The organism is Pseudoalteromonas sp. bablab_jr011, assembly GCF_016464045.1.
Taxonomy (GTDB): domain Bacteria; phylum Pseudomonadota; class Gammaproteobacteria; order Enterobacterales; family Alteromonadaceae; genus Pseudoalteromonas; species Pseudoalteromonas lipolytica.
Window position 1 is genome coordinate 51,420 of the sequence record NZ_JACDWU010000135.1, and the last position, 12,346, is coordinate 63,765.

Sequence of the window (12,346 nt, forward strand, 5' to 3'; positions counted from 1 at the left end):
TGCTCATAACGTTTTTCATTCGTAATGAGTATGCGTTATTTAACGGGGCTTTTTTGATGCTCTACGGGCATGCTTTGCTATCCATTTAGTCATCTTTTTCATTAAAGCGGGTGGAAAATCATGCCCCATGCCGGGCACCACTTTTAATTTACTGCGTTTGATTATAAGTGCGGTATTAATGCCAGCTTCAAGAGGGATGACAGGGTCGGCACTGCCGTGAATAACCAAGGTCGGGGCTTTAATTTTTTTCAATAGTTTTTCGCGATAAGGGGTTGCTGCAATGGCTGCTAGTTGGCGTTTGAAACCCTGTTGATTATGAGCGGCACGCTTACTATAACGGTTTGCGTTTTCATACAAAGCGCATTCATCTTGCGGGTAAGCAGGGCTGCCAATTAATTGATTAAGGCGTACGTTGTATTTTATTTCGGCTTCTTTAGTTCGGTTTCGTGGCTGTATTTTAGCTAGTTTTATGAGTAAATTAATGTTCGAGCCTGAAAACGACCAAGGTGAACTACTCGACATAATGGTGGTTAAACTGAGTACGCGCTTTTTGTATTTTGCAGCAGCTATTTGTGCAATCATGCCCCCCATTGATGCCCCCACTAAATGCGCTTGTTTGATAGAAAGTGCATTCATCAACTCTTTTACATCACGGGCCATGTCATCTAATGAATAGGGGAGGTGGGTGCGTAGCGGTAAACGGCGGCTCAGCCAATGTTTTATAAGGCTTGGTTTGCCTAATTCATCGAGCGATGATGACAGCCCTGCATCGCGATTATCAAAGCGAATTACTCTAAACCCTTTTTCTACTAAACCACTATACAAGGCCTCTGGCCACACGGTAAATTGTGCGCCTAAGCCAATAATCAATATGATCACAGGTGCATCAAGGTCACCTTTATCTTGGTAACTAATAGATATACCGCTGGCTGTGAGAATATTTTCCATTATTTAACTAACAGGCTTACGCAGGTTAACGAAGTATAAATGGCATTGTTGGCAGTTTAGTGACAGTCGTATGACCTGCTCGAAGTAGGCAGCACAACAGTGAGTGCTGCCTATATTCAGGGAGAAAAATATTAGAAGTAAGCGGTAACGCCAATCCAGAAATTACGGCTTTTATCTTTTACGTTGTAGTCATCAGTGAAAGTGACTTCACTCACTACGCCACGACCTGTTAGGTACTCGTACTCACCATCCCCATTTAAGTCGGTATAGCTCGTACTATAAGAGGTGAAATCTTCGTCGAGTAGGTTGTTTACGCGGGCATTAATTTGCACGTACTCATTAACATAGAACTGTGCACCTAGATTAAGTAGGTTATAGTTTTTGTAATACAGCGCTTTATCGTGCACGTTATCCCAGCCACGGTAACGATCTGAGCGATACACACCTTGTAAATAAAGGTTGATTGAGTCGGTGGCTTCCCAGTTTAGCGTTAAGTTGGCCATGTGCTCAGCACTGTTAGTTAATGGTTTGCCTTGTTCTGGTCCGCTCTTTTGTTCGCTGTCAGTCCATGTGTAGTTACCATTGATTGACACCGTGTTGGTTAGTGTATATTGGCCTGCAATTTCAACACCTTGTAGATCAACTTCATCAATATTAATTTTTTGGCTGTAGCTGTCATAGCCCAGTTGATCGTATTGGCCTAAGTTAACACACGGGCGCACACCATTGGTTTGCTCACAGCTTAAAATGGTATCGCCGCGGGCTATTTTATCTTCGAACTTAGTGTTGTAATAAGTGACATTGATGTTGTGATCACCTTCAAGTGATGTCCAATAAAGCGCGATTTCTGAGTTAACACTGGTTTCTGGTTCTAAGTCTGGGTTACCAGCAAATGGGCTGGTGCCTTGACCACCAAAACCAGTAATACCGTCGTATAGGTCGGTTGTTTGTGGGGTTTTATAACCAGTGCTAACACCGCCTTTTAAAGTCCAAGTGTCGGATAAGTTATACACAGCGTACACGCGGGGTGATACTTGGCTGCCAAATACATCATGGTCGTCGTAACGGGCACCCAAAGTGAAAGTAAAGTTATCGGTTGCCATCCAGTTATCTTCGGCAAATACCGAGTACATGTTTTGTTCTTGAACTTGACCGGCTTGGTCACTTTCAAGACCAAATACACCATCTTTTAACTCACCATCAATTAACTGACCACCAATTGCTAAATTGTGGCTGCCAAAACCGCCAGTGATTGGAATATCAAAGCGTAAATCATAGGTGTACTGACTGCTTTCAAGTGGGCGAGCTGGGCGGGGTAAGAAGGTGTCTTCGGCTAAATCTTTTCGTGCTTGCTCATCCATACCTTCATATTCGCCAGTGCCATCGTACATAGCTTGCAGCTCTATACGCTCACTAACGCTTAGAGGCAAAGTGCGGCCGTTATTTTGCGTATCAACATACGATACCGACGCTTTAATGGTGGCCCATTCAAGCTCACCATCATAACTAAATGACCACCACTCACGGTCAAACTCTTGATCGGCGGCATAACCTGCACGTGGATTAACCTGACCGCGGCTGTCTTGCCAAATAGATTCAATATTATCTTTAGTGCCTAAAGGGTAAGTAATAGTGCCTGATTCAATATCGTAGCTTGGCGTGTTGTCATACACTTGGCTTGAGTTGTCATAATCAAACCGTAAATGATGAGAATCAAAAGGTGTGTAAGTTAAAGTAAAGCCGTATTGTTCGTTGGTATTATCAACAGTACGACCACCACTACCAAAGCCAAGTGAGCGAGTATGCACGACACCATTAGGATCGACCGCAGGTTCAAATGTTGGCGAGGAGGCTTGTTGCTCATAAATACTGCCGCGCACACCTAAGCTTAAAACATCTTTGATAAGCGGACCCATCACGCTAAAGTCGGTGGTTATGTCATCACCAAAGTCGTCGTTTTGCTGTAATGAACGGCTAAATGACACTGCACCGCTCCAGTTATCAGTGTGCTTTTTAGTGATGATATTAATAACACCACCAAGTGCGTCTGCTCCATAAAGTGTCGATGCAGGGCCGCGAATAACCTCAACACGTTCAATAGCGTCAACCGGCGGCACGTGATTAAAGGCGTTACCACCAAAGTTATTAGGGTATATATCACCGTGGTTGTTTTGACGTTTACCATCGATCAATAGCAGGGTGTATTCACCTGTTAAACCACGCATACTCACACTGCCTTGGCCTGTTTTGTCGCGGGTTGTACCAATGTCGATGCCTTCTAAATACTGCACTGCATCGAGCACCGAAGTAAAGGCGTGAGATTTAATATCTTCATTTGTGATAATTGAAATACTTGCAGGTGCTTCAGTTACTTTTTGCTCAAAACCAGTGGCGGTAATAACTAAATGTTCCATGTCTTGCTTAGGCTTTGCATCATCTGCTATTGCTGAAAATTGTGCGGTAATTGCCAGAGTTAATAAGCTAAGTCTTATTGATTTCATTGTTGATCCCAATTTTTTTTGTTAGTCCATATAAGATGGCGGTTATAGTATATAAAACACAAATAAGATCAAGAATAATTCGCATTTGAGTGCTTGTTTTAAAGCCAGCTTTCCACGGCGCTTATTTAAAAAGGGCTGATAGCGGGTAATTAGCTATCATTACTTTTATTGCAGAAAAGTAATGGCAGAAAAGTAATTGAAAATATGAAGTGGGGGAATAAGCTTACGAAACGCTGTTTAAACGTTTAAATTATAATGAGTTATAAATTCCTTTATAAATTGATTTATAAAAACATGAGATGCCAAAGCCTGCCAAAAACATACTGAACTCGGCATGTACTTGCGCTTACACGAACAACCGAGAGCCATATTTGCACGGTAATGCTTTTAGCCGCTTTGTTTTAAGTGGCTTAAATTATAAGTTCAAATGGTCAGGTATTATTGCTGATTATAGCGATGACTCAACGCGCGTAGTCGATGTCTTTGAAGGCATCATAAACCGCTAAATGCAATGTGTCGCCGTGCTCATGTTCGGAGAAAAACTGGAATTTCACTTGGCTTTTGTCTTTAAGTGAATGAGCAAGTTGTTTGTATAATTCTTTCGCAACTCGCTCCATTACATGGCCTTCTTTGCCAACTGCAATGTACACCGATTTAGGAGGATGATTTGGTTTAAATTGGCTTTTTAATAACGCCTCATCGTCCCACCACAAGCTTGGGCTTATGATTAGGTAATGATCGAATAACGCACTGTGATTATACAATATTTCAGTTGCAAGCAAGCCCCCTAAAGATTGACCTATTAGGGTCTCTGTGCCGTTAGTACGGTACTCTTTGGCGATTAATGGTTTTAATTCATGTTGTAAAAAATGGATAAATTGTTCAGCTCCCCCATGGCTTGGAAGTTCTTGCTGGTCAAAGTGGTTGTTACTTTTTGTGGTGAAGTCGTGCTTTCTATCAATATTACTTATCCCGACAACAATGGTGTCGGGGATCATTTTGATCCATGAAAAATTCGCAAATTGCACCAGGCCCGCTATATGAATAAAGTCTTCATTTTTAGAACCATCTAATAAGTAAATGACCGGGTAATGTTTGTCTGTATTTTTTTCATAGTTTTGCGGCAAATACACATTTATAGAGCGAACTTGATGCAACACTTCAGAGTTAAAGCTTAGGGTTGTGGCAAAGTCAAAAGGGGTGGCGTTTATAGCAATGTCAGCTTTTGTGGGATAGCTGGTTATTAAAAAGAATAAAGTGATACATATAACGCTAATAGATTTCATGGTTTTCCAAATTCAAATTGCTCGTTTATTCCTTCATTAATACTAGCCCTAGTAAGGTTATTTTAATACATGACGCACACTCAGAAAATTCAGAACTTACTTGAGTCGGCTATTTTTTGAAAATGTTTTGATAGCGTTGTCAATTTACGTCTTTCGTGCGAGTTAATAGTGTGGCTCATCCGCTTATAATGTTAAAAAAATGTATACATCGATTATGAGATTAATGAGCAAACCTTTTTCTTCATACCAGCATGCGCTTTTAAGCACAGCAATACTCGCTTTAGTAACGGCGTGTGGCGGTGGTTCAGAGCCACAAGAAACGCCCGTTACACCTCCGGTCACTGAAACACCGCAAAATCAAGCACCTCAAATCAGTGGGCAGTCACAAACGTTAAAGGTCGGCGATACGCTAAACTTTAACCCACAAGTGTCTGATCCAGATAATGATCCACTCACAATTTCGGTGAGCAACTTACCTAATTGGGTCAATTTTGATAAAGCAACGGGGGCGATAAGCGGTATACCTGAGCAGGCAGGCGTGTTTTCAAACATAGAGTTTAGTGTATCGGATGGGCAGTTATCAGCACAGCTGTTGATTGATATTAAGGTGGAGAAAGCGCGGGAAGAAAACACATCGCCAACGCTTACTTCAACGCCAGCTAATGCGAATGAAGGCCAAGCCTACGCTTATCAGCTCACATTTAGCGATGCACAAAACGATACGATTATAGTGAGTGACGTTGCACAGCCTGATTGGTTAATTTTTGATAATAACACTCAGCGCTTTTCGGGGACTCCTGCATTTACTGACCGTGGCGAGCAGCTCATTCGTTTTCGTTATTCAGATGGTGAAGTATCGCAGCTTGCTGAGCAAATATTTACTGTGACCCCTCGCGCTAATTCATTGCCTAACATTAGCCCACTCGCTGCAGAGGCGCGTGCAGAAAACGCATTTAGTTTAACGCTTACCCATAATGACACTGACAATGATGAGGTAAGCCTAACGGTGGCAGGTTTACCGGCATGGCTTAGCTTTAATGCGCAAACAAATACCTTATCGGGCACGCCTAGCGATGAGGATGTAGGTGAACTTCGGTTCACTATCACAGCCAGTGACTCACGTGAACACGCGAACTATGAATTTGTGTTAAACATAGTGCAAAGTTATGTGGCACAAGCTCTTGCATCGGGAAACGCCCTTGATGTGCCAAACAGTGATTTATTACTTGATGCGGCACTGAATGAAATTGACACTCACAAAGCGCGCTTTCAAACGATTAAAAATCGTTTATTTGGTTTAGACACACAGTCACCCTTGGATGCACTAAGCTGGTATCCAACATGGGATGCAACGCTGTTAAGGGCCACTTATCCATTTAATGAGCCCGTACTGTTAACCAATAATAGTTGGCAAGAAGGTTATGAAGCAAAAGTAAGAAACCTCGCCGTGGTGGGTAGCAGTGATGCACAGCGCGGCCGCTACCTCGTATTCGGCAGTAACCCGTATCGCAACACGATTAATGAGCAAATGCTCAGCTTTTTGAAAAACAGCCATAGCTGGCTTGCAGGCAGAGAAGTAACTGAAGAGCAGCCTCTTAACCTTGTAATGGCACAGCTTGATCAGAGCTATTATTTTCAAGACCGCATTCTCACTAGAGAATGGTTCGATACGCATTACAAGGACCGAGTTCGGTATAACGAGAAAGCCAGCTGTGATAACGATGCCTTAGCGGGGTGTTTAACTGATGACACCGATATATTAATTATCTCTCAGCATGAACGCGAAGGATTAAATATTGATAATGTGGTTGCAGCAGTAAAGCAGGCGCTAGCGAATGATATTGCCGTGATTTATGTTCAGCGCGATGGTAGTCAAACAGCGTTGGGTAACGCCTTGTTTGAGTTATTCCATGTCAGTGTTGCTGGTGATAACTATTGGCACCGATTAGAACTCGCAGAATGGAACCCAAGTGTAATCAGCAACAGCCTACCGAGTGATGTGCTCACCATTAAAGCCCTATTGAACCGCTTTAAAACAGGTGAATTCACTGTAGATTTAAGCACCTGTGATAACCGTAGTTGTCCGAGTGATAGTCAATACCAGCAACAATTCAGCGATGCAGCCACTAAAGTGAACTCATTATTTAGAGGCTTTGACCAAGCAAAAACCGATATTTTTGCAGAGCAAGGCTATCGCTTTTATCAATTATTAGCGCTGCTTGGCGATCATTATCGCCAAGATGTGCGTTTTCCGATGGATAAGCTCAGTACTGATAATAATGCTTTTTTTCGTTCGTTATTTGCTGATCATGCGGTATTAAATGTGCGTAAAGTGAACCCAACCCAAAGTGATATGGGAAATTTTAGCCGCAGTGACTTTAGCCATGTAACGCCAAAAAGCGTGACAGTAAACATGCAAAGTAAAGCGCATTTTCGCTCAACAGGTGTGTATGCGCTGCCCGGGCAAACATTCTCGATAAAGCGCACCGACAACCAAGCCGTTAACACCAAGGTGTTTGTAAATACCTTACGTGATGGCGCAACGCACTATATGAGCAGTAATGGTTATAATCGTCCTGCTAAATTGCAGTCGGTGCATGTGCCAGTGACAAGCAATGAAACCGTGTACTTTACCTCACCCTATGGTGGGCCAATTCAAATTGCGTTCGATCAAAATGATTTAGACGTCAGCTTTGAATTTAACAATGTTGGTGAGCATCCGTATTGGCGAAGCAGCAGCGATGATACACGTTTTGCTGAGCTACTTGAAAAAGGCGACTACGATTGGGCCGAAGTAGCAACAGGCGGTTTTGAAGTACACTCAAAGCTTGAGAAAATGCGTATTTCGATCAACGAAGGTTACTGGCCAATTGCCTCTGACTTTGCCCATGCCGTGGAGCGTTATACTCATAACTACCCGCATGTATTAGCGGGTTTTAAAGGCCCTGGTATTGATGTAGTTACCGAAATTCATGACTTTGCCAGCGCACGCAACCTTGAAATACAGACCATTGATATTGTTAAGCACATGAATGCCGACCAACCCACATGCGGCTGGGGCTGCTCGGGTAACCCGTATGACGCAGGGTGGAATTTTAATCCGACTGGGCATGGCGATATTCATGAGTTAGGCCATGGTCTTGAAAAAGACCGATTCCGTATCGAAGGCTTTGGTGGTCACTCCAATACCAATTTTTACTCTTACTACAGTAAGTCTAAATTTGAAGATGAAACGGGATTCTCGGCGTCGTGTCAAAACTTGCCATTTGAAGGTTTATTTAATCACTTACAGGCCAGTCAGCAAACGGCTAACCCCTATGCTTATATGCAAGAGTTAGCGATGTCAGAGTGGTCACAAAGCCATGCAATTTACTTACAAATTATGATGGCGGCACAGGCATACAATAAGCTTGAAAACGGCTGGCATTTATACCCTCGCTTACACATTATTGAACGGGCTTTTAATCTAGCTGATAACAGTGATGCTAATTGGCAGGCACAAAAAGATGGGCTTGGTTTTTCGAACTACAGTCTGTCGGAGGCACAGAGCATAGGTAACAATGATTGGCTATTAATAGCGTTGTCAGAAGTAACAGAGCTCGATTTGAGCGACTACTTCAGCATGTGGGGCATGGCAACCTCAGATAAAGCACAGCAGCAAGTGAAATCCAAAGGCTACACGGTGTTGGGCGATGTTTATTTTGCTTCTTCTGCGACAGGCTATTGCACAACGCTTAGTCATCCTATGCTTACTGTTGACGGGGAGCAAAGCTGGCCTGAATAACCAATAAACCTTGCTAAAAAGCGCCTGCGATCATGAATGTTCGTGGGCGTTTTTGTATATAAGTTAGTGATTTTGTGAACAACTGCTACCTTTAGAGAAGACACGTTCCAACACGAGGTTCAATATGGCTATATCTGCAATACCTAAAGGTTACCATGCGGTAACGCCTTATTTGATTATTGAAGGTGCCACGAAGGCAATAGAGTTCTATAAGCAAGCGTTTGCTGCTGAACTGGTGATGCAAATGCCTTTACCAGACGGTGGCGTGGCACATGCCGAAATTAAAATTGCCGATTCCCACATCATGCTTTCAGATATGTGCCCCGATGTGCAGTTTAAGTCTCCACATCAGCTTGGTGGTACACCTGTGAGTATTATGCTGTATGTTGAAGACGTTGATGCTGTATTTGCCAACGCGTTGTCGCTGGGTGCAAAAGAGCTGCGCCCAGTTCACGATCAGTTTTATGGCGACAGAGCTGGGACCTTAGAAGACCCTTTTGGTCATATTTGGACTATAGGCACACACAAAGAAGATCTCACTGAGCAAGAGTTGATGCAGCGTATGAGCGAGTTGATGAGTAAAGAGCAGGATGCTTAAAAAGTTGTTTCAACCGACATTCCTATTTGCCATGAATCAACGTCTTGGTAACTGCCAAGAGGCGTACTAAAGTCAATATGTATAACGTTGTCGTTACTTGAGCGCGATGAATATAGGCGAATACCAAGACCTGCACTGGTTAGCATTGAATCTGATATATTCGCAGTTTCAGTGCTGCCAAATGCTTGGCCTACATCAACAAAGCCAACAAAGCCTACATCTACAAACTGATACAGATTGATATTTGGGTACATTCTTAGCTCAGCGGTTGCTTGTACGCTTGAAGTGCCATGTTGGTAACTTTCAGGGAAGCCACGCATGCCTTCTTCACCGCCTACAGCCAGCGGTTTATCTGCAAACTCATGGTTTTGCCAATGACCATTTAAATGCGCATAAAAGGCAAATGAATCTGACCAGCGATAGTTCATTTGCGCTTTTGAGTAAATAGCTAAGCGGTCATCAAGCTCTGTACCAATATTGCCTTTGACTCCAGCGGCAAATCGATACAAGGCGTTATTGTTAAACCACGCTTTGGTGAGGTTAGTATCAAATAAAAAGCCTTGCCCCAAATTAACCGTATCGATGGCAAACTTTGAATTTAGCTCCCAACCGAGGTTAACGTCTTCGTTGTGGTTTATTAGGTCAATATCGTGCAACACAGCGTAATTGTCTTCTAACCAATGCAATCCTAGCCAAGGTGCAGCAATGCTGTAATCGTTGAGACCTGCAAGTAAAGGTTCTGTTTGAAAAGGGCGGTAGCTGACATCTTGGTAGTCAATCCCTGCAAGCCAGTGGAAGGTTTGCTGACTGTCTTGCGATAAAATACCACCATAGGCAAACTGGGCGATTAATTCATCAGTAAAAAACTCTGAACGAGTTATACCATTTTGATAGATATAACTTTTTTGCTTTTGAGATTGTGCAAAGTAGCGCATTAGTGCGTCACTGCTGCGTTGATAAAAAGGCTGATGATAATCCACTAAAAAGACTTGCCCGTCATCGTAATCATCAGCTTGTAAAGTGAGGGTCGCATGAGGCTGCCAAGGTACTGGCATTTGCAGTACTGAATGGAAGCCCGAGCGTTCGTGATCAGATTTATACTTTAATGATGCGCGAATACCGTACCCTAAAAAGTTTTCTTCTTTAAAGCCCAAGCTGTATTTATTGTTGCCACTACTTCGCCCAAAATTAACGGTTGGTAATAAACTCCAGGTATCCCAGGTATCTATTTGTACAACTTTAGGCTCATCCACAAGGCAATCTTTTGTATAGCTAACTTTGGCATCTCTTAAGTATTTTTTATTGCGCAGAATACGCTCTGCTTCTTGTAACTGACGCTCACTTACTTGCTCACCTTCTTTAAAGGTAATTTGCTCACTGATAACTTTGTTTTTGGTATCTATGTGTAACCAGTTAATAAAGCGGTGTAGGGCGGTCGTTTCAGGATCGTTTGGATCAAAAATAGTATGTGTATCAATGTTGAGTTTATCAACAGTGATGTCTTTGTCTTCGCTTAACTCAGCAGTGGGTTTGCTTTTTACCTCACAGACGACATCTAAGCTTAAAGGCTCGTTTGCATAAGCTGTCCCTGTAGCAGTGCATGTGAATAATAAAACAGGTGTTATTTTATACATTTGGAACTATGCCTACTTAATACTTAGCGATGAGGTTGTCATGCTACATCAACCTAAGTCGTTAAAAACGCTTCATTTTGAAAGCATAAAAGAACTAACTTAAGAAAAACTTAACTAAAACTGAAACTTAGTTGAAGATTGTAAGAGCTTGATAACTTTTGATTTAGATAATGCGTTAGCGTGAAATTAATCGGTAAAAGGCTGGCTTGCGTATGATTTATTAAGATTTCTAATAGAGTAAACAATGAAAAAGCGTGTTTTATATTGGCTGCAAAATGACTTAAGAATTAGTGATAACGTCATACTATCTGAACTTGAACACTTTAATGGTGAACTTGACCTTGTTTATGTGATTGAGCCTAGGTGGTTTAAACAAAGCAATTATCAACAACGGCCTGTTGGTAAGCATCGATATCGTTTTTTAATACAGAGCCTACAGGCTTTTTCTAACGCTGTGGAGGCGCTTGGGCAAACCTTACATGTGGTCACAGGTGAGCCCGAAGTGGTTATTCACGAGCGTATAAAAAAGCACGGTATTTCAACGCTTGTCTGTACAGAGCAAGTGGGCTATTACGAGCAAAAACAGCTTAAAAAAATAACTGAGTTATGCCCAGAACTTGACATTAAAACCTACCAGCAAGACACTTTATTTACAGCACCTGATTTACCGTTCTCAGTTGCCGATTTACCAAAAAATTTCACGGCTTTTCGTAAAAAAGTTGAAGCAGAACCTGCGGCTATTGCTGCACCGCGTGATGCGGTTTCGCGTTTGCCACACCCAGTGCAGCTTTGCCCAGCTCAACCAATCCCAGATGCAGTGACAGAGCCTGAAAGTGTGTCTGGTGGCTTGTTTGCTGCTCAACAACATTGCCTGCACTATTTTTCATCGCCCGCACCTGCCAGCTACAAAGAAACACGTAATGAATTAGACGGCTTCAGTAACACGACTAAGTTTAGTTTGTGGCTTGCGGGTGGGTCTATTAGTGCAAAACAAGTGTATGCTGAGGTTGAACATTATGAGCATATAAATGGTGCGAATGAGTCAACGTATTGGATTAAATTTGAATTACTCTGGCGTGAGTATTTTAAGTGGCATGCTAAGCATGTTGGCAGACAGCTATTTCGCTTTAAAGGGCAGAAAAAAACGGCGCCGCTAACAACATTTAATAGTCAACGTTTTGCATCTTGGTGCCAAGGAACCACTCCTTTTCCACTGGTAAATGCAATAATGCATGAGCTCAATGAGACGGGCTATATTTCGAATCGTTCGCGGCAAATTGCAGCCAGTTGTTTGGTCAATGAGTTAGCGGTTGACTGGCGTTTTGGAGCGGCTTACTTTGAGCAACAGCTCATTGACTATGATGTCGCTGCGAATTGGGGTAACTGGCAATATATTGCAGGAGTTGGCGTGGATCCGCGAGGTGGGCGTCATTTCCACATTAATAAGCAAACGGCATTATATGACCCAACAGGGTGTTATATTCGCAAATGGCAGGGTGATAAAACAGTGAGTCGTGTTGTTGATATATACGATGCTGCAGATTGGCCCTTAAATGAGTAATTTTAATTTAAATCAAAAATCTAAATGTCATTTT

General features: G+C 42.5%; 7 protein-coding genes. 3 read left to right on the forward strand and 4 right to left on the reverse strand.

Features of this window, described 5'->3' with window-relative positions:
• Window positions 1-39: 39 nt before the first annotated feature.
• From JIG41_RS06365 to JIG41_RS06375, 3 genes are all read right to left on the reverse strand, one after another.
• The gene (locus tag JIG41_RS06365) at window positions 40-948 is read right to left on the reverse strand and encodes an alpha/beta fold hydrolase (protein WP_199524447.1); all 909 of its coding nucleotides are present in this window, start codon (window positions 946-948) and stop codon (window positions 40-42) included.
• A 131-nt stretch (window positions 949-1,079) separates the two neighbouring features.
• Window positions 1,080-3,449, reverse strand: coding sequence for a TonB-dependent receptor domain-containing protein (locus tag JIG41_RS06370; RefSeq protein WP_036966763.1), 2,370 nt, complete (start codon window positions 3,447-3,449; stop codon window positions 1,080-1,082).
• Between the two features lie 461 nt (window positions 3,450-3,910).
• The gene (locus JIG41_RS06375) at window positions 3,911-4,735 is read right to left on the reverse strand and encodes an alpha/beta hydrolase (protein WP_118844496.1); all 825 of its coding nucleotides are present in this window, start codon (window positions 4,733-4,735) and stop codon (window positions 3,911-3,913) included.
• Between the two features lie 223 nt (window positions 4,736-4,958).
• Here JIG41_RS06375 and JIG41_RS06380 point away from each other — a divergent pair, with 223 nt between their 5' ends.
• Together JIG41_RS06380 and JIG41_RS06385 are read left to right on the forward strand one after the other, a co-directional pair.
• Window positions 4,959-8,519 carry an ImpA family metalloprotease gene (locus JIG41_RS06380; protein ID WP_199524448.1) on the forward strand — a complete coding sequence of 1,187 codons (3,561 nt, stop codon included), beginning with the start codon at window positions 4,959-4,961 and terminating at the stop codon, window positions 8,517-8,519.
• A 124-nt stretch (window positions 8,520-8,643) separates the two neighbouring features.
• Window positions 8,644-9,117 carry a VOC family protein gene (locus JIG41_RS06385; protein WP_074988999.1) on the forward strand — a complete coding sequence of 158 codons (474 nt, stop codon included), beginning with the start codon at window positions 8,644-8,646 and terminating at the stop codon, window positions 9,115-9,117.
• On the opposite strand, the gene JIG41_RS06390 is transcribed toward JIG41_RS06385, so the two are convergent.
• Window positions 9,114-10,751, reverse strand: a complete 1,638-nt coding sequence (locus JIG41_RS06390) for a hypothetical protein (RefSeq protein WP_199524449.1) — start codon at window positions 10,749-10,751, stop codon at window positions 9,114-9,116. The two genes, JIG41_RS06385 and JIG41_RS06390, sit on opposite strands and share 4 nt — an antisense overlap.
• Window positions 10,752-10,995: 244 nt before the next feature.
• Here JIG41_RS06390 and JIG41_RS06395 point away from each other — a divergent pair, with 244 nt between their 5' ends.
• The gene (locus tag JIG41_RS06395) at window positions 10,996-12,312 is read left to right on the forward strand and encodes a DASH family cryptochrome (RefSeq protein WP_199524450.1); all 1,317 of its coding nucleotides are present in this window, start codon (window positions 10,996-10,998) and stop codon (window positions 12,310-12,312) included.
• The last annotated feature ends 34 nt before the right edge of the window (window positions 12,313-12,346 follow it).

Bases quoted from the DNA above. Each gene is read 5' to 3' on its own strand.
- JIG41_RS06370 (WP_036966763.1), bottom strand. From the start codon at position 3,449: ATGAAATCAATAAGACTTAGCTTATTAACTCTGGCAATTACCGCACAA.
- JIG41_RS06365 (WP_199524447.1), bottom strand. From the start codon at position 948: ATGGAAAATATTCTCACAGCCAGCGGTATATCTATTAGTTACCAAGAT.
- JIG41_RS06385 (WP_074988999.1), top strand. From the start codon at position 8,644: ATGGCTATATCTGCAATACCTAAAGGTTACCATGCGGTAACGCCTTAT.
- JIG41_RS06375 (WP_118844496.1), bottom strand. From the start codon at position 4,735: ATGAAATCTATTAGCGTTATATGTATCACTTTATTCTTTTTAATAACC.
- JIG41_RS06390 (WP_199524449.1), bottom strand. From the start codon at position 10,751: ATGTATAAAATAACACCTGTTTTATTATTCACATGCACTGCTACAGGG.
- JIG41_RS06380 (WP_199524448.1), top strand. From the start codon at position 4,959: ATGAGCAAACCTTTTTCTTCATACCAGCATGCGCTTTTAAGCACAGCA.
- JIG41_RS06395 (WP_199524450.1), top strand. From the start codon at position 10,996: ATGAAAAAGCGTGTTTTATATTGGCTGCAAAATGACTTAAGAATTAGT.